Genomic DNA, 17,145 nt, shown 5'->3' with positions numbered 1-17,145 from the left:
GCCTCCACCTGATAATGGATCTTGTAGACGGATTTCCAGGGCGCAACGTGATCGTTCACGGTGGCGACGACGAACAGCGGCGTATGGATGTCCGACATGGCGATCGACTTTCCATCCACCACATAGCGCCCTTCCGCGAGATCGTTGTGCAGGAACAGCTTGCGCAGATATTCGGAATGCATGCGATAGGGCAACCGCGTGGCATCGGCGTTCCAGGCCATGAGGTCGCTCGCCGGCGCGCGCTCGCCCATCAGATAGTCGCGCGACACGCGGGACCAGATCAGGTCGTTCGAGCGAAGGAGCTGGAAGGCACCGGCCATCTGCGTGGTGTCGAGCACACCACGCTGCCACATCATGTCTTCGAGAAAGGCGACCTGGCTCTCGTTGATGAACAGCGTCAGCTCGCCGGCTTCGGTGAAGTCCGTCTGTGCGGCCAGCAGCGTGATCGACTTCAGCCGATCGTCGCCATCGCGCGCCATCACAGCCGCGGCAATCGCCAACAGCGTTCCGCCGAGGCAGTAACCCAGCGCATGAATCTTTTGCTTCGGCACGATGTCCTCGATCGTTGCCAGAGCCGCCTGTACTCCGAGCGTACGATAGTCATCGAAGGCAATGTCACGATCGGACGGTCCCGGATTGCGCCAGGAAATCATGAACACCGTGAAGCCCACGTTGACGAGATAGTTGACCAGCGAGTTATGCGGCGACAGATCGAGAATATAGTACTTCATGATCCAGGCCGGCACGATCAGGATCGGTTCGGGCCGCACCTTGTCGGTCGTCGGCTGATACTGGATCAGCTCGATCAGCTCGTTGCGGAACGCGACCTTGCCGCGCGCGGTCGCCACCGTTTCGCCGACGATGAAATCCCGGCGATCGGCCGACAGCCCGCCGGGAGCCAGCAGGCGCACGAGATCGCTGCACCAGTTCTGCCAGCCGAATACGAAGTTTTCCCCGCCGCTCTGGAATGCCTTCTGCAAGATCTCTGGATTGGTTGCCGCAAAGTTGGAAGGTGCCAGCATGTCCAGCACCTGGCGGATCGAGAACTCGACCACTGCCTCGTTTGCCGGCGCAACACCACGGGTGCCGGTGCTGGCGTTGTGCCACCATTGTTCCGCCAGCAAGAAAGACTGCGCCAGCAGATTGAACGACGGGCTCGCCCATTCGGGAGCGGCGAACCGCCGATCCTGCGGCTGCGGTTCGATCAGGGACCAGAGGTTCTGGTCTTGCGAGGCGTAGTGTCGCACCGCCTCGACGAACCTGCCCATATCCCGGACGGCCTGCTGGACAAGCTCCATTTGCCGTTGTGGCGCCGCGGCCAAGTGCGATATCCAGTCCATATAGGCCAGGGACAGCGCGACCGGCGAAATGCCCCCGGTGAACCGCGCCAGCGTCGCATGAAGCGCACGGTCGGCCTCGTGATCCTCCGCCTCTCGCGCGCGATGCGGGACAGGATGCGCCTCGATGACGGTAGGAAGCCTGCCACCCTCCGGGCTGCGTTCATCGGAGGGAGCTGACAACAGGGACAGTTCGGACTTGGGCAATATTGACGTCGATGGCACGAATGGACCTCTATGATCACTTGGCTAATTGAACCTCGGCTTCGTCACATCGGCGTCACGAACTGCGTCGGCTTACGGAGGCATCTTTGAGCAGGCTGGAGGTGGCCTCGATCATTCGCTGACCGTGCTTGAACAGGCGTTCGCAGTCACGCCGCATGAAATCGATCTGATGCAGGCCGCATTCGGCGTACACCGTCCCGATATTGTTTACCGAATGGGCTTCCGCCATCTTCGAGACCAGTTCGGCGAGCAGATGCGTCTCGGTTCGCGCACGATCCAAAATTTCGTCGCCGACGAACACCATTTCCTCAAGCATCAACCGTTGCGCACCAAACAGGAAGTCGAACGTGCGCTGGTTGACCCGGGCCAATCCTTTCGCAGTATCGACGGCGGGTTCCTCGGTCTGCACGGTCTCCGATCGCGAAAGCTCCGTCATGCGAACCTCCTCCCGGCTACGGCTCTCCCGCTCCTACGGCATCTCGTCAAAGCAGCATTGAGCTACATCAACCAGGTGTCAGAATCTCACTGGCTTGACCTGCGTCAAAGGGGCCTTTCCGCTGAAGAAATACGCTCGTCATATCGCTTTCGACTGCACTTGCGGAGCTTGCCATGCGCGCCCATCAGATCATGACCAAGCCGGTCATCACCGTTAAGCCGGAAACAACCATCGTCGACGCCGCCAACATCATGCTGCAGAAGCATGTGAGCGGGCTGCCGGTGATCGATGCCGCGGGCAAGCTCGTCGGCGTGGTGTCGGAGGGCGACTTCATTCGCCGCAGCGAGATCGGCACCCAGCGCAAGCGCGGCCGCTGGCTGCGCTTCATCCTCGGACCGGGCAAGTCGGCCGCCGATTTCGTCCACGAGCACGGCCGCAGGGTCGATGAGGTCATGACGCCAAATCCGCTCACCATCAACGAGGACACTTCGCTTGCGGAGATCGTCGAGCTGATGGAGCGGAACCACGTCAAGCGGCTGCCCGTGATGCGCGATGGCAATGTGGTCGGCATCGTCTCGCGCGCCAATCTGCTGCAGGCGGTCGCCAGCCTGGCGCGGCAGGTGCCCGACCCGACTGCCGACGATGACCACATCCGCGCCCGCATCATCGACGCGATGGAAAAGAACGATTGGTGTCCGTTCGGCCTCGGCGTCATCGTCCGCGACGGCATCGTTCATTTGAGCGGCGTCATCACCGAAGAGCGCACGCGCCAGGCCGCGGTCGTCGCCGCAGAGAACGTCGAGGGCGTCAAGGAGGTTCACGACCATCTGTGCTGGGTCGATAGCATGTCCGGCATGTACCTCAACTCGCCCGAAGACGAGGGGCTGGCGAAAGCGAGCTAAGCTATAACAGTTTGCCGTGGGGTCCGAAAAAGGGATGCGGCCCGTCAAATTCATCAATCGGCACGTGATGAGTGACCAGCGCGCCGAACTCCTCGCCGGTAAACCAGGTATGAAGATGGAAGGCAGGCGGCTCGACCCTGAATGCCGGTTCGCGCAGGTGGTCCAGATCGAGATCGACGGCGTGATTGGGAGCCGGGCAAATCGTGCAGGGCCGACCGGCGAACGTCGTCAGGACGGCACGATGAACATGCCCGCTCGCCACGAGTTGCACCCTGGGATGGCGGCAGACGATCGCCGCGAGCTCGTGCGCATTGCGAAGATTCTGCCGGTCCATGTGCCAGATGCCGGCCACGAACGGCGGATGGTGGAGAAACAGGAGCGCCGGGCGGTCGACCGACGCCGAAAGTGTCGCATCAAGCCACTGCAAGGTCGATGCATCCAGCTCGCCATGCGGGGCGCCGGGCACGTGCGAATCGAGCAGCAGGAGATCGATCGCATCGATCTCGACCTTCTGATTGAGCGCGCCGGACGGGGAAGCATAAGGCGCCTTCGGAAACGCAGCGCGCATCATCTCGCGAGAGTCGTGATTGCCGGGAATGGCGGCGAAGGGAATTTCGAGCGGCGCCAGCAGCTCGCAGAGGTGTTCATACTCCTCGACCACCGGCGCGTCCGCGAGATCTCCCGAGATCACGACGAAGTCGGGCTTCGGCTGGAATTCATTCAGCGTCGTGACGCAGCGTTCGAGCGCCTTTGCGGTATCAACCCGGCCATAGGCCAACCGGGCGCGCGGCTTGACATGGAGATCGGAAATCTGCGCAATACGAAGCTGTTTCGGCGACATCTTTCGTCCTCATGCCTCCGGCGGGAGCAGGCGCACCGCTTTCGATGCAATCGAGAGACCCACCCGATCACCGGCGTCCACTTGTATCGTGTTCGGGGCATCCACCGTCAGCGGTTTGGGCGAGGCGCCGACGACAACCACCCGTTGGCGGTCGCCGACAAAGCTGACGCTTTCGACCTGGCCACGAAGCGGCGCGGCCTCGACATCGACGATGCCGATACTTTCAGGACGGATCATGGCGACGACGGCCGGCTGGCTTGTGCCACCGGCAATCGCCTGTCGGCCGCCCGGCAGGATCAGATGCCCATCATCGAGCGACGCCTCGACGATGTTCGCCGCCCCGATGAACTCGGCCACGAACCGGTCTTTCGGCTCAAAGTAGATTTCGCGCGGTGAGCCGATCTGGGCGATCGCGCCTTTGCGCATCACGACAATTCGGTCGCCGAGCTCCATCGCTTCCGATTGATCGTGGGTGACGTAGATTGCCGTGATGCCGAGCGCGCGCAACAACCGATTGAGCTCTCCGCGCAGGCGGTAGCGCAGGGCGGCGTCGAGCGCGGTCAAGGGCTCGTCCAACAACAGAATGCCGGGCCGGATCGCGACCGCGCGCGCCAGCGCCACGCGCTGCCGCTGACCGCCGGAGAGCTGGTCGATACGGCGATGCTCGAGGCCGGTGATGTTGGTGAGCGCCACCAACTCGGCGACGCGCTTGGCGCGCTCCGTCGCCGGAATGCCGCGGATCCTGAGGCCGTAGCCGATATTCTCTGCGACGCTCATGTTGGGGAATAGCGCGTAGGATTGGAACACCATACCGACATTGCGCCGCTCGATCGGTATCGCCGTCACATCCTTGCCGTCGAACAAGACCTTGCCGCCCTCGTCGGGCTCCTCAAGACCAGCGATGATCCGCAGCATGGTGGTCTTGCCGCAGCCGGAGGGCCCGAGCAGCACCAGCGTCTCGCCGCGCGCAATGTCGAGGCTCGCCGGCTCGAGCGCATGCGTGCCGTCGGCAAATGTCTTGCCACAATGCCCGATCCGCACGGAGACGCCGTGCCCTTGTGGACCGCTCATCGCGTGAGCTCCCGCTCGGCGAACATCTGCATGGCAACCAGCAGCGGAATGATCATGATGAAGAAGATCAGCGTATAGGCGGACGCGACCTCCAGCCGCATGGAGGCGTAGCTGTCAGCGAGCCCGATCGGCAACGTCTTGGTCAACGGCGTGTGCAGCATCCAGGTCAGATTGAACTCGCCGAGCGAGAGCGTAACCACCATCAGGCTGCCGGCCAGGATGCCCGGTACCGCGTTCGGGACGATCACGTCGCGGAAGCGGCGCCAGGGCGATGCGCCCAGCGACGCCGCCCCCTCGTCGAGCGTCTTGATGTCGACGGAGGCGAAGATCGCCATCACCGAGCGCACCATGAACGGCATGGTGAAAACGACGTGGCCGGCCAGGATGAACAACCAGGAGCGACGGAACGCGCCGAAGCCGCCATAGGTGAGCAGCAGCGCGAGCGCGAGTGCGAGTCCGGGGATCGCGATCGGCAGGGTGATGATCTCCTCGACCAGGCGGGATAGCTGCCCTCCCCGCACGTGCAGCGCATAGGCGGCCGGAACGCCGGCAAGCAGCGTTACGGCGAGCGTAGCGAAGGCGATCAGGAAGGACAGGCCGATGGTGTCGGCGTAGAGGTCCCAGACCTGCGCTACCCATTGCAGCGTGAGGCCCGACTGGATGCCGCGAAAATAGTTCGTGGTGACACCGGCCGTAATCGACAGGGCCGTCGGCACCACGAGAAAAGCCGCCACGAGCAGCGTGAACAGGAACTGGCCGGTGAAGATCAGACGATCGCGCATGGCATCATCCGGCTGCGGCGACGGCGCTGCCCGAGAACGAGCGCGCGAGCGCCAGGATGACCCAGGTGATCAGGCCGAGGCCGACGGACAGCGCCGCCGAGGTGGCGAAATTCGCCGCCAGCGTGAACTCGGTGTAGATCAGCATCGGCAGCACATCGATGTTGGTCGCCAGCGTGAAGGCGGTGCCGAACGCGCCCATGGCGGTGGCAAAGACGATCGCGCCGGAGGCGACGAAGGCCGGGGCCAGCGCCGGCAATACCACGTCCCGCTGCACCGCCCAGGGTCCCGCGCCGAGCGACCGCGCCGCCTCCTCGAGGCCGGGATCGAGCTTCTGCACCGCGGCCATGATGGTGAGGATGACGCGGGGGATCGAGAAATAGAGATAGCCGAGAAACAGGCCATAGATCGAATAGGCGAACACCAGCCTCTCTCCGGCCAGGAGGCTGGAGATGTCGCCGATCAGCCCCTGCCGGCCAGCCAGCAGGATGATCATGAAGCCGACGACCACACCGGGAAACGCCAGCGGAAAGGTCAGCATCGCGATCAGCACGGCGCGCCCCGGAAATCGATGACGCTGCAGGAATATGCCGGCGATGGTCGCAACGACCAGGGTCACGACCGTGGTCGCGGCCGCCAGCAGCACCGTGTTGATCAGCGTGGCGCGATAGCGCGGTTCGGCCAGGATGGAGACATAGCCGGCAAGTCCCTGCGGCCCTTCGGCGCCAGTCACCAGCAGACGCGCCATCGGCAGCAGAAAAAATGCCACCGTGACCGCCGCAAGCGGCAGCAGGCAGAGCCCAACGAAGGATCGATGCGACAACAAATGATGGTGCCCCTGCTCTTCAAGCCGGAGCACCATCTTGCATCAGCGCACCTCGGCGAGATAGCGATCGGTGAAGCCTTTCTGCGCGCCTTCCATCTCGCCCCAATCGACGTTCTTGGCCCGGGCGTAGTCGCTGTCCGGCAGGAACTTGCTCTTGACCGCCTCAGGCAGTTCGATCGGGCGCGCCGGCCGCAGATAGGCATTGGTCCAGATCGCCTGCCCCTTGTCGGAGAGCAGATAGTCCATCACCTTCTTGGCCTTCTCCTTGTCGGGCGCGTTCTTCACGAGCCCGACGACATAGGGAAATACCACCGAGCCCTCGCAGGGAATCACGAATTCGAAATTGCCCTTCTCCGAATATTTGGCGCGATAGGCGTTGAAGTCATAGTCGAACAGGATCGGCATCTCGCCGGACACGACGCGGGCATAGGACGTCTGTTTCGGAACGATGGGATCGTTCTTCTTCAATTCCTTGAAGAAGTTGATCGCAGGATCGAAATTTGAGGATGAACCGCCGAGCGCGAGGTTGACCGCGACCACCCCGACATATCCCACCGCGGCCGAGGTCGGATCGAGATAGCCGACCATGCCCTTGTAGTCCGGCTTCAGCAGATCCTTCCAGCAGGCCGGCACCGGCTTGCCGCCGAGCGCTTCCTTGTTCACGAACAGGCCGAGCGTGCCGGAGTGGATCGTGGTCCAGTAGCCATCCGGATCCTTCAGGCCCGGCGGGATCTGGTCCCAGTTCGCCGGCTTGTAGGGCTCCAACGCATCCTGGGCCTTGGCCTTCATGCCGAAATTGACGCCGAAATAGCCGATGTCGGCGACCGGGTTGGCCTTCTCGGCCAGGATCTGCGCTAGCGCCTGCCCCGAATTCTTGTTGTCGTGCGGGATGTCGTAGTGAAGGTCCGCCTTGATCGCCTTCAGCATGGAGGCCCAGTCGGCCCATTCCGGCGGACAATTGTAGCAAATGACGTCGGCCGCATGAGCGGATTGCCAGGGGGCCAGCACACCCAACGCCAGCAAAATCAGGGCAATACAAATGGCCTTCATACGAAAAGCTCCGATTGGATCAGGACGGCAGATGGGAACCCAACTATAGGCCGCGGATGAAGGATTTGCGACGGATGCGGCTCTGCTCTGCAGCAGGCTGGGGAAGCCATTCCCCCAGGGCGCCTTGCGGCGCAGTCGTTGCGACAGGTATCGTGATCATCAAGCAGTATTGCTGTGAACGTGGCCGCACAAAAAAAGCCCGCCCGAACGGAGAAAGCCCATGAATCCGCCCGTCAACGCCCCCACCATCAAGATCGTCAGATCGGTTCGCGAGCAGGTCAGCCCCGAGGAGTGGCAGACCCGCGTCAACCTTGCCGCCTGCTACCGTCTCGTTTCGCTCTATGGCATGACCGAGATGATCGCCAACCACATCTCCTGTCGCGTGCCCGGCGAGCCGAACCATTTCCTGATCAACCCCTATGGGATGCTCTACGAGGAGATGGACGCCTCCTGCATGATCAAGGTCGACCATGACGGTAATGTCATCTTCAATTCATCCGACTATGGCGTGAACGCCGCCGGCTTCGTCATCCATAGCGCGATCCACATGGCACGCCATGATGTCGATTGCGTCGCCCACACCCACACCCCGGCGGGCATGGCGGTCTCCGCGATGGAATGCGGGTTGTTGCCGCTGGCACAGACCTCGATGCGCTTCGTCCACGTCGCCTACCACGACTTCGAAGGCATCGCCGATGATGTCGACGAGCGCGAGCGGCTGGTCCGGGATCTCGGCGACCACGAGGCGATGATCCTGCGCAACCACGGCCTGCTCGTGGTCGGCCGCACCATCCCGTCGGCCTTCAATGTGCTGTACCGCTTCGAACGAGCCTGCGAAGTGCAGGTGATGGCGTTGTCCTGCAACACCAAACTGACCATCCCCTCCACCGAGATCCTGGAGAAGACCTTCGATAAGGTGAAGCCGCGGGTGGATCGGCCCAACCGCAACGGCGATCTCGCCTGGCCTGCACTGCTACGCAAGCTCGACCGGATTGATCCGTCGTACAGGAATTGATCGAATAGCCGTCGGTGGTGCCGCTAGCGCGGCACTACCGCGGTGGCCTCGATCTCCACCCGCGCCGTCTTCTCGACCAGCCGCACCACCTGCAGCAGCGCCATCGCGGGATAGTGCGTGCCAAAGATATCGCGGTAGATCCGGCCAAGCTCCTTCAGGTTGTCGAGATATTCGTCGATATCGACGACATACCAAGTGAGGCGAACCAGATGCTCCGGCCGCGCACCGCCCTCTTCGAGGATCGCCTGGATGTTGAGGAGCGTCTGGCGAACCTGGGCCACAAAACCTTCGGCCAGCCGCTCTTCGCTGTCCCAGCCGACGACGCCGCCGGTCACCACGATGCGCCCCTCCGCCGCCACGCCATTGGCATAGCCCTTCGGCTTGGGCCAGCCGCTCGGCTGCAGAATCTCGACGGCCGGCAAGCTGTCGCTCTTCGTCACCGGCAGCATCGCCACCGTCGGCCCCTTTGGCGTGCTCACGCAAACATCTCCGTTCATTCTTGCTCTATTCCGCCGCCATGCCGGCCGATGCACTGCCGGCCTGCGCGATCTGCCGCAAGGCGAAGCGCTTCAACTTGCCGGTCTCGGTTTTTGGAAGCTGCGGAACGAATTCGATCGCACGCGGATATTTGTATGGCGCGATCGTGCGCTTCACGTGATCCTGCAGCTCCGAGATCAGTGCGTCGTCGGGCGTTGCATTGGCCGTGAGCACGACATAGGCCTTGACGATCATGCCCCGCACTTCGTCAGGCGCACCGACAACGCCGCATTCGGCGACGGATGGATGCGACAGCAGCGCGGCTTCGACTTCTGGCCCCGCGATGTTGTAGCCGGAGGAAATGATCATGTCGTCGGCACGCGCAACGAAAGCGAAGCGCCCCTCCTCGTCCTGCACGAACGCATCGCCGGTCAGATTCCAGCCATCGCGCACATAGTTCGACTGCCTTGCGTCCGCGAGATAGCGGCATCCGGTCGGCCCACGCACCGCCAGCTTGCCAATCGTGCCCGCGGGCACCTCGTTCATCTCGCTATCGACGATCTTTGCCTCGTAACCCGCAACGGCCTTGCCCGTCCGCCCGGCGCGCGCATCACCGATGTGGTTGCTGATGAAGATATGCAGCATTTCCGTGCTGCCGATGCCATCGAGGATCGGCTTGCCCGTCCTGGCGGTCCAGCTCTCGAACACCGGGGCCGGCAAGGTTTCACCGGCCGAGACCGCAAGGCGCAGCGAGGACAGATCGGCGCCGTTGTCCATCGCGGCCATCATGGCGCGGTAGGCGGTCGGCGAGGTAAAGCAGATCGTCGCCTTATAGGTCTCGATGATCTTGATCATTTCGCTCGGCGCAGCATTCTCCAACAGCGTTGCGGTCGCGCCGAAGCGCAATGGAAAGATCGCAAGCCCGCCGAGCCCGAAGGTGAAGGCTAGTGGCGGCGATCCGACGAAGACATCATCGGGCGTGACGTTCAGAACCTCCTTCGCATAACCGTCCGCGATCATCAGCAGATCGCGATGAAAATGCATCGTCGCTTTCGGCTCGCCCGTGGTGCCCGACGTGAAGCCCAGCAAGGCGACGTCGTCGCGACCGGTCTTGGCGGCATCGAAGCGGACCGGCTTGTTCAACGCTACGCGATCGAGCTCGGCATCGTGGTTCGACGTGCCGTCGAAGTTAACAACCTGTTTCAGGAAGCGACTGGTCTTGGCGCAGGCGACGAGCTCGTCGGCGATGCGGCTGTCGGTGAGCGCAAGCGCGATCTCCGCCTTGTCGACGATCTTGGTCAACTCACCGGCACGCAGCATCGGCATGGTGTTGACGACGACCGCGCCCACCTTCGTCGCCGCAAGCCAAGCGGCCACCAGCGCCGGATTGTTGCCCGAGCGGATCAGCACCCGGTTGCCGGGCTTCACGCCGTAATTTTCGACCAGCGCATGAGCCAGCCGGTTGGACCAGTCGGCCAGTTCCTTGTAGGTGCGCTGGCGTCCATTGCCGATCAGCGCGATTCGATCGCCATGGCCCTGCTCGACGACGCGATCGGTGAACTCGACGGCAGCATTGAGATAATCGGGATATTGGAACTCCGGCCGATCCCGCAGCAATCGGGGCCATTGCTCGATCGGCGGCAGATTGCGTCGTGCGAAATCGTCAACATGACCCGACGGCCCAAGCGTGGGAATTTCACCTGACATATGCGTCGTCCCTTGCTTTTCTGAACGAAAGGCCAAGACCGGCAACGAGACGCCCAGCAGCGCTTGTCCGCAAAACATTTTATACTTAAAATATTTCGGCGCAATAGCGCGATTCGGCGTAAACGGATGCGGTTTAAGCAGGCCCCCCTCAGCGCCCTACCAGCTCCACCAAGCGCCTGACCATGGCCGACTCAGGATCGACCAGCGGCGCGATGGCGGTAAAATGATTTGCGCCCGCGACGATGGCGAATCGGGTGGTAACACCTGCTGCACCCCATCGCTGGACGATGCTCCGACTTTGTCTGAAATATTCAGCGCTCTCATTCTCGCCGACCACGGCGTCGAGGTTCCGATCGCGAAGCACGCTCCAGAACAGCGGGCTTGCCGCCTTTGCGGCTTGCGGATCAAGTCGCAGCGCCCTGTTGATCGACGTGCCGACCAGCGGAGCAAGATCGAACAGGCCCGAGATCGCGTAGGCCGACGACACGAGATTGACGGGCAACGAAACGTCGTAAGCCGGCCAGTCCGTCGCCAGCATGCAGGCGGCGAGGTGCCCACCCGCGGAATGGCCGCTGACCACGAGCGGACGGCCGAAGCGCGCCAACTCTCGCGCGGCCGCTCTCATCTCGCCGATGATGGCCTCGACAGTGACATCAGGACAGAGGCTGTAGGTGGGAACGGCGACGTCGATGCCGCGGACATTGAGGCCGCGCGCGCAATGGCTGAACGACGAGCCGTCGAGGGCCTGCCAGTAGCCGCCATGGATGAACACGACGATCGGCCCGTTGCCGTCGCCGGGAAAGAAATCCATCGTGTTGCGAGCGCCCGGCCCATAGGCGATCGCGCGCGGGGCATGCCGCTCACGGTAGCTCGCGGCGTCCCGCGCCCAGCCCGCCATCAACGCCGGATTCTCGGGGACCCTTGCCCGATTGTTGTACTCCACTTCGTAGTCGATTCCCGCCACCGGCTCAGCCTGTCCGCCTGGTGGCCGAGCGCTGGGCGGAGCCCTTGGCCTTGGCCAACAGCCGCATCAACTCGCGGACGTCCTTCGGCGTGAGATCGGAGAAGATGTCGGCGATCCAGGTCTCGTGCTCGGCCGCCATCTTGCGAAACTCGGCCCGACCGACCTTCGTCAGGCTGATCACCTGCACCCGCCGGTCCGAATCCGAGGTGCGGCGGTCAAGATGACCGGACTCGACCAGACGTTCCACGAGTCCGGTCACGTTGCCATTCGACACCATCATGCGCTTGGAGACGTCGGACAGCGTCATGCCTTCGGGCGCCCTGTCGAGCTGAGCCATCAGGTCAAAGCGCGGCAAGGTGACCTCGAACCGCTCGCGCAGCCGGCTGCGCACCGCCCCTTCGATCAGGTTGGTGCACGTCAACAGCCGAAGCCACAACCTCAGTTCATCGCCGTGGTCCTCGGGGAGTTCGACGGCCTTGGTCTCGGAATCGAGGATCATGGTGCGCTCAAGCTGTGGCCGGCCGATCCGCGGTCATCAAAGTGCCATCAGCTGCCGTGATTTCCGCCATTTCGTTTTGACCTTCAAATAATTCGGAGGACGCCGCAAGTCAAAGGACTCAGCCGGATTTCTTTAGACTTCAAGTATTTGGCGTACGGCTTGCATGCGATTTCTTGGTTGAAACAGGTCCGCCGCCGCTGCGCTTGCGGCCGTCGCCGTCCTCGGCATAAGCTCGGAACCGCCTTGGCGTCGATCGGGGGAATAGTCATGAAACGATGGTGTTTGGCCGCGCTGGCGGTGCTGTCGTGCCTTATCGCAGCGCCAGCCGCCGCCCAGGAGAAGATCAAGATCGGTGTGATCGTGACCTTGTCCGGGCCGGCGGCCGTGCTCGGCCAGCAGGCGCGGGACGGCTTCGCGCTCGCGGTGAAGGATCTCGGCGGCAAAATGGGCGACAAGACGGTCGAAGTCACCGTGGTGGATGACGAGCTCAAGCCGGATGCGGCCGTCACGAAGGTGAAAGGACTGCTCGAACGGGACAGGGTCGATTTCGTGGTCGGCCCCATCTTCTCCAACATCCTGCAGGCCATCCACAGGCCGGTCGTCGACAACAAGACCTTCCTCATCAGCCCGAATGCCGGTCCCTCCAGCTACGCCGGGAAGGAGTGCAGCCCGTTCTTCTACGTGACCTCCTACCAAAACGATCAGGTGCACGAAATCCTCGGCAAGGTCGCACAGGAGCGCGGCTACAAGCGTGTCTATCTCCTGGTGCCGAACTACCAGGCCGGACGGGACTCGGTTGCCGGCTTCAAGCTCGACTACAAGGGCGAGGTGGTCGAGGAATCCTACATGCCGCTCGGCACGCTCGATTTCCAGCCCGAGCTCACCAAGATCGCTTCGCAGAAACCCGACGCCGTTTTCACCTTTATGCCCGGCGGCATGGGCGTGAACCTGGTGAAGCAGTATCGGCAGGCTGGCCTTGCCGATAGCATCCCGGTGCTCTCGGCCTTCACCGTCGACGAATCTACTCTGCCAGCGCAGCAGGATGCGGCGCTCGGCATGTTCGGGGGCGCGGATTGGGCACCCAATCTCGACACTCCCCAGAGCAAGAAGTTCGTAAGCGCCTACGAGGCCGCCTACAACAACGTGCCTGGCACCTACGCGATGCAGGGTTACGACACCGCACTCTTGATCGACAGCGCCGTGAAGGCGGTCAAGGGCGATCTTTCCAACAAGGACGCGGTCGCGGCGGCCTTGAAGAAGGCCGATTTCGCCTCGCTTCGCGGCAGCTTCAAATTCAACAGCAACGGCTATCCGATCCAGGATTTCTACCTGACCAAGGTGGCGAAACGTTCTGACGGCAAGTTCCAGACCGAGATCGTACAAAAGGTCTTCGAGAACTATGGCGATCGCTACGCCAAGGATTGCACGCCGGCCAACTAGCCAGTCGGATCGCAGGGAGGAGAAAGTCATGAAAGCCGAGATCGCCGGCATCACACGCGCAAACGACGGCATCCAGGGGATCGCCTGGAACATTCTCGGACAAACTTACGTCCCGAAGAACCGTACCGAGAACTGCTTTTCGTGGCACGCCACCTTCCCGCCCGGCACTTTCGTGCCGCCCCACGTCCATCCGGATCAGGACGAGTACCTCTACCTCCTCGAGGGCCGGCTCGATTTCATGCTGGACGGCGCCGAGGAGTTTGCGACACCTGGCGATACGGTACGTTTGCCGATGGGCAAGCCGCATGGCATTTTCAACAACTCCCAGCGGCTCGCCAAGACGCTGTTCTGGGTGTCACCGACTCGCCGGCTCTATGACCTGTTCTGGGCCATTCACAACATGAAGCAGCAGAATCCCGATGAGGTGGTCAAGCTGGCTGCCGAGCACAACATCCACTTCCTGCCGCCACCCCCGGCGTAAAGCCGTCAGCGCGACACCACGCGCGCGGCAAAACCGGCCCGCGCGGCATAGCCGCGCACGATCGCCTCCCGTGCCTCGTAGTTCAGCACGGTGTCGACATCGGCGAAGCCCTGCGGGGCGAGCTGCTCGACGGCGTCAATGACGCCCTCCGGACCGCCTCGGCGGTTGGATGCGACGATATCGGCTGTCATCGGCAGGCGCTGGTTCTCATAGGCCATTAAGGCCTGCCGCGGATGCTCGGAAAGCGCCAGCGCGTCCGCCAGACACCGGGCGTCGAGGATGGCCTGCGAGGCGCCGTTCGATCCCACCGGGTACATGGGGTGCGCGGCGTCGCCGAGGAGCGTGACACGCCCGCTCGACCAATAGGGCAAGGGATCGCGATCGCAACAGGGGTATTCCCAGAACTCCGGCGTCGCGTTGACCAGCGCGGCGAAGTCCACCTGAGGGATGGAGAAGCCGGCAGCGTGGGGCATCAACTCCTCTCGCTTGCCGAGCCTCGACCAGTCCTCCCGACGTGCCGGCGGGGCGGAGCCGTCCCCCACCCGCACCAGGACCGCCCAATTGGTCAGACGGCTGGCTGGGCTGGAGCCGGCAGCGATCGGATAGACCACAGCTTTGGCGTTCAGGCCGCCGGCAATGATCATCGACTGCCCGCTCAGGAATACCGGCCAGTCCGCCGCACCGCGCCACAACATCAGCCCGTTCCAGCAGGGCGGACCTTCTTCAGGGAACAGCGTCTCCCGGACCTTCGAATGGATGCCATCCGCGCCGATCAGGATGTCGCCGCGTACCGTATGGACATGCGCACCGCTGCGATCGAAGAAGTAGGCGATCACGCCGCCCTCGTCCTGGACGAACGAGCCGAGCCGGCATCCGGTCCGGATCGCATCGGCGCCCAGCCGCTCGATCACCGCCTGATGGATGACGCCCTGCAGCCGGCCGCGATGGACGGAGAATTGCGGCACGTCATGGCCGGCATCCAAACCGCGCTTCTCGTGCCAGACCTGCTGGCCGTGACGCGTGAGATAGAACAGCTCATAGGTGCGGATGGCCGCCTCGTCGAGCCGGTCCAGCAGGCCGATGCCGGCGAGCTCGCGGATGGCATGCGGCAGCGTGTTGATGCCGACGCCAAGCTCGCGAATGCTGTCCGACTGCTCGTAGACCTCACAGTCGATGCCGCGGGCCCGTAACATCAGGGCGGTGGTAAGCCCGCCAATTCCACCGCCAACGATAATCGCCTTCATCGCACCTGCTCCGTTCGATGTCAGACGTCAGGTAGCGTGGCACGGCCGGTCACTCCGCTGCAAGCGGCTTCGCCGCCTCCACCTTGAGCTCGGCCCGGGCCTTGGGCTTAGCCTTAATTTTAAGGTCCTCGAGCTCCTGCCGGTCACGTACGCTGTTGCGGAAGATCTGCTCCTTGCCTGGCAGGTATTGCGGCGGACAGAACATATCGTCGGCGCCGTACCACGCCGCCGCCTTCATCGTGAAGGCCGCATCGACCAGGTGCGGCCGGCCGAGCGCGACCAGATCAGCCCGGCCGGCGGCCAGAATGGTGTTGACCTGGTCCGCCGTCGTGATGTTGCCGACGCACATCGTGGCGACCCGGGCCTCGTTGCGGACCTGGTCGGAAAACGGCGTCTGGAACATGCGGCCGTAGATCGGCTGGGCGTAGCGCACGGTCTGACCGGTCGAGACATCGACCAGATCGACGCCGGCCTCCGCAAAGGCGTGCGCGATCAGCACGGCATCATCGCCGGTAATGCCTCCCTCCGCCCAGTCGGTCGCTGAAATGCGCACCGACATCGGTTTGCGCGCCGGCCAGGCCGCGCGCATCGCCTCGAACACCTCCAGCGGGAAGCGCAGGCGGTTCTCCAGCGAACCCCCATAGGCGTCGGTGCGGTGGTTCGTGAGCGGTGAGATGAAGCTTGCCAACAGGTAACCGTGGGCGCAGTGCAATTCGAGCATGTCGAAGCCACAACGCTCGCCGCGCAGGACCGCGTCCACGAACGCGGCCTTGACGGCATCCATGGTAGGCCGGTCCATCTCGCGAGGCATGCGGCTGTCGGGGAAATAGGGGATCGACGAGGCGGAAACGATGTCCCAGCCGCCCTCATCCAGGGGACGGTCCATCCCGTCCCACATCAATTTGCTCGCGCCCTTGCGACCGGCATGACCGAGCTGCAGCGCGAATTTCGCCGCCGAATTGACATGCACGAAATCGACGATGCGGCGCCAGGCAGCCTCCTGGTCGTCGTTCCAGAGCCCGGCACAGCCCGGCGTAATGCGGGCATCGCGCCCGACGCAGGTCATCTCGGTGAAGATCAAGCCGGCGCCGCCGATGGCGCGCGACCCATAGTGCACGAGATGAAAATCGTCCGGCATGCCATCCTTCGCCGAATACATGCACATCGGCGAGACGACCGCGCGATTCCTCAACTCCATCTCGCGCAAGCGGAAAGGCTGGAACATCGGCGCCTGCGGCCTGTTGACGTCCACATCGAAGCCAACGGCGCGAACATGACGAGCAAAGGCCCGGTCGACTTCGGCGACGAAGGCCGGCGCGCGCAGGGAAAGATTGTCGTAGGTGATCGCTTTCGAGCGCGTCATCACCCCGAAGGCGAACTGCACGGGATCGAAATCCCAGAATCGATCGACATGCTCGAACCAGACCAGCGAGACGTCGGCGGCGTGCTGGGTCTTCTCGACCTCCTCCCGGCGGCCATTTTCGTAAAGCTCGAGCGCCGCCGCGACGGTGGGCGCGTGCTCCATGGCATCCGCCAGCGCGATTGCGTCCTCCATCGCAAGTTTGGTGCCAGAACCGATCGAGAAATGTGCGGTCGCCTTGGCATCGCCGAGCAACACCATGTTGTCCTTGACCCAGCGCTTGCTGCGGATCATCGGAAAATTGCGCCACATCGAACGATTGGTGAGCAGCGGATGGTCACCGAGGAACCAGCCGAAGATTTCTGCCATCCGATCAGCCGACTGCCTCTCGTCGAGGCCGGTCAGGCCGGCACGGGCAAAGGTCGTGGGATCGGTTTCGAAAATCCAGGTCGAGCGGCCGGCTTCATATTGGTAAGCATGCGCGATGAACG

17 protein-coding genes are annotated in these 17,145 nt (G+C 63.1%); 4 read left to right on the top strand and 13 right to left on the bottom strand.

Going from position 1 to position 17,145, the window contains the following annotated elements; all coding sequences use genetic code 11:
- On the bottom strand, positions 1 to 1,466 hold a 1,466-nt coding region (locus JOY90_RS29275; RefSeq protein ID WP_291694574.1), incomplete at its 3' end, for an alpha/beta fold hydrolase.
- 151 nt (positions 1,467 to 1,617) lie between these two features.
- Positions 1,618 to 1,998, bottom strand: a complete 381-nt coding sequence (locus JOY90_RS29270; protein ID WP_291694572.1) for a hypothetical protein — start codon at positions 1,996 to 1,998, stop codon at positions 1,618 to 1,620.
- A 173-nt stretch (positions 1,999 to 2,171) separates the two neighbouring features.
- Between JOY90_RS29270 and JOY90_RS29265 the strand changes: the two genes are divergently transcribed.
- Positions 2,172 to 2,900 carry a CBS domain-containing protein gene (locus JOY90_RS29265; RefSeq protein ID WP_291694571.1) on the top strand — a complete coding sequence of 243 codons (729 nt, stop codon included), beginning with the start codon at positions 2,172 to 2,174 and terminating at the stop codon, positions 2,898 to 2,900.
- Position 2,901: 1 nt separating this feature from the next.
- Here the strand turns inward: JOY90_RS29265 and JOY90_RS29260 are convergent, their stop codons facing one another.
- Genes JOY90_RS29260 through JOY90_RS29240 form a run of 5 tightly spaced genes read right to left on the bottom strand, consistent with a single transcriptional unit; the run spans position 2,902 to position 7,467 of the window.
- Entirely contained in the window at positions 2,902 to 3,741 is an 840-nt protein-coding gene (locus JOY90_RS29260; protein WP_291694570.1) for a phosphodiesterase, read from the bottom strand.
- 9 nt (positions 3,742 to 3,750) lie between these two features.
- Positions 3,751 to 4,812, bottom strand: a complete 1,062-nt coding sequence (locus tag JOY90_RS29255; RefSeq protein WP_291694569.1) for an ABC transporter ATP-binding protein — start codon at positions 4,810 to 4,812, stop codon at positions 3,751 to 3,753.
- Positions 4,809 to 5,594: an ABC transporter permease gene (locus tag JOY90_RS29250; RefSeq protein ID WP_291694568.1), complete on the bottom strand. Its 786-nt coding sequence runs from the start codon at positions 5,592 to 5,594 to the stop codon at positions 4,809 to 4,811. The genes JOY90_RS29255 and JOY90_RS29250 overlap by 4 nt, the downstream gene beginning before the upstream one ends.
- 4 nt (positions 5,595 to 5,598) lie before the next feature.
- Positions 5,599 to 6,414 (bottom strand): ABC transporter permease, encoded by an 816-nt coding sequence (locus JOY90_RS29245; RefSeq protein ID WP_291694573.1) that lies wholly within the window; start codon positions 6,412 to 6,414, stop codon positions 5,599 to 5,601.
- A 45-nt stretch (positions 6,415 to 6,459) separates the two neighbouring features.
- Positions 6,460 to 7,467, bottom strand: a complete 1,008-nt coding sequence (locus tag JOY90_RS29240; protein WP_291694567.1) for an ABC transporter substrate-binding protein — start codon at positions 7,465 to 7,467, stop codon at positions 6,460 to 6,462.
- A 220-nt stretch (positions 7,468 to 7,687) separates the two neighbouring features.
- On the opposite strand from JOY90_RS29240, the gene JOY90_RS29235 reads away from it, so the two are divergent.
- Positions 7,688 to 8,482 (top strand): class II aldolase/adducin family protein, encoded by a 795-nt coding sequence (locus tag JOY90_RS29235; RefSeq protein WP_291694566.1) that lies wholly within the window; start codon positions 7,688 to 7,690, stop codon positions 8,480 to 8,482.
- Between the two features lie 23 nt (positions 8,483 to 8,505).
- On the opposite strand, the gene JOY90_RS29230 is transcribed toward JOY90_RS29235, so the two are convergent.
- The 4 genes from JOY90_RS29230 to JOY90_RS29215 form a co-directional block, all read right to left on the bottom strand.
- Positions 8,506 to 8,961: a RidA family protein gene (locus tag JOY90_RS29230; protein WP_291694565.1), complete on the bottom strand. Its 456-nt coding sequence runs from the start codon at positions 8,959 to 8,961 to the stop codon at positions 8,506 to 8,508.
- 25 nt (positions 8,962 to 8,986) lie between these two features.
- Positions 8,987 to 10,666 (bottom strand): AMP-binding protein, encoded by a 1,680-nt coding sequence (locus JOY90_RS29225; RefSeq protein ID WP_291694564.1) that lies wholly within the window; start codon positions 10,664 to 10,666, stop codon positions 8,987 to 8,989.
- A gap of 148 nt (positions 10,667 to 10,814) precedes the next feature.
- Entirely contained in the window at positions 10,815 to 11,630 is an 816-nt protein-coding gene (locus tag JOY90_RS29220) for an alpha/beta hydrolase (RefSeq protein WP_291694563.1), read from the bottom strand.
- Between the two features lie 4 nt (positions 11,631 to 11,634).
- Positions 11,635 to 12,129, bottom strand: a complete 495-nt coding sequence (locus tag JOY90_RS29215) for a MarR family winged helix-turn-helix transcriptional regulator (RefSeq protein ID WP_291694562.1) — start codon at positions 12,127 to 12,129, stop codon at positions 11,635 to 11,637.
- 267 nt (positions 12,130 to 12,396) lie between these two features.
- Between JOY90_RS29215 and JOY90_RS29210 the strand changes: the two genes are divergently transcribed.
- Positions 12,397 to 13,569 (top strand): ABC transporter substrate-binding protein, encoded by a 1,173-nt coding sequence (locus JOY90_RS29210; protein ID WP_291694561.1) that lies wholly within the window; start codon positions 12,397 to 12,399, stop codon positions 13,567 to 13,569.
- A gap of 28 nt (positions 13,570 to 13,597) precedes the next feature.
- Positions 13,598 to 14,050 (top strand): cupin domain-containing protein, encoded by a 453-nt coding sequence (locus JOY90_RS29205; protein ID WP_291694560.1) that lies wholly within the window; start codon positions 13,598 to 13,600, stop codon positions 14,048 to 14,050.
- A gap of 5 nt (positions 14,051 to 14,055) precedes the next feature.
- On the opposite strand, the gene JOY90_RS29200 is transcribed toward JOY90_RS29205, so the two are convergent.
- Complete coding sequence (locus JOY90_RS29200; protein ID WP_291694559.1) at positions 14,056 to 15,294, bottom strand: flavin-dependent oxidoreductase; 1,239 nt, start codon at positions 15,292 to 15,294, stop codon at positions 14,056 to 14,058.
- A 49-nt stretch (positions 15,295 to 15,343) separates the two neighbouring features.
- Positions 15,344 to 17,145 (bottom strand): bifunctional salicylyl-CoA 5-hydroxylase/oxidoreductase (locus JOY90_RS29195; RefSeq protein WP_291694558.1); only part of this gene is annotated, 1,802 nt, incomplete at its 5' end.

Source organism: Bradyrhizobium sp., assembly GCF_019242285.1.
Classification (GTDB): domain Bacteria; phylum Pseudomonadota; class Alphaproteobacteria; order Rhizobiales; family Xanthobacteraceae; genus Bradyrhizobium.
The sequence above is the reverse complement of the archived record's forward strand: the minus strand, read 5'-3'. Positions and strand labels throughout refer to the sequence as shown.

Bases quoted from the DNA above. Each gene is read 5' to 3' on its own strand.
- JOY90_RS29200 (WP_291694559.1), bottom strand. From the start codon at position 15,294: ATGAAGGCGATTATCGTTGGCGGTGGAATTGGCGGGCTTACCACCGCC.
- JOY90_RS29265 (WP_291694571.1), top strand. From the start codon at position 2,172: ATGCGCGCCCATCAGATCATGACCAAGCCGGTCATCACCGTTAAGCCG.
- JOY90_RS29215 (WP_291694562.1), bottom strand. From the start codon at position 12,129: ATGATCCTCGATTCCGAGACCAAGGCCGTCGAACTCCCCGAGGACCAC.
- JOY90_RS29235 (WP_291694566.1), top strand. From the start codon at position 7,688: ATGAATCCGCCCGTCAACGCCCCCACCATCAAGATCGTCAGATCGGTT.
- JOY90_RS29270 (WP_291694572.1), bottom strand. From the start codon at position 1,998: ATGACGGAGCTTTCGCGATCGGAGACCGTGCAGACCGAGGAACCCGCC.
- JOY90_RS29255 (WP_291694569.1), bottom strand. From the start codon at position 4,812: ATGAGCGGTCCACAAGGGCACGGCGTCTCCGTGCGGATCGGGCATTGT.
- JOY90_RS29240 (WP_291694567.1), bottom strand. From the start codon at position 7,467: ATGAAGGCCATTTGTATTGCCCTGATTTTGCTGGCGTTGGGTGTGCTG.
- JOY90_RS29210 (WP_291694561.1), top strand. From the start codon at position 12,397: ATGAAACGATGGTGTTTGGCCGCGCTGGCGGTGCTGTCGTGCCTTATC.
- JOY90_RS29205 (WP_291694560.1), top strand. From the start codon at position 13,598: ATGAAAGCCGAGATCGCCGGCATCACACGCGCAAACGACGGCATCCAG.
- JOY90_RS29225 (WP_291694564.1), bottom strand. From the start codon at position 10,666: ATGTCAGGTGAAATTCCCACGCTTGGGCCGTCGGGTCATGTTGACGAT.
- JOY90_RS29250 (WP_291694568.1), bottom strand. From the start codon at position 5,594: ATGCGCGATCGTCTGATCTTCACCGGCCAGTTCCTGTTCACGCTGCTC.
- JOY90_RS29260 (WP_291694570.1), bottom strand. From the start codon at position 3,741: ATGTCGCCGAAACAGCTTCGTATTGCGCAGATTTCCGATCTCCATGTC.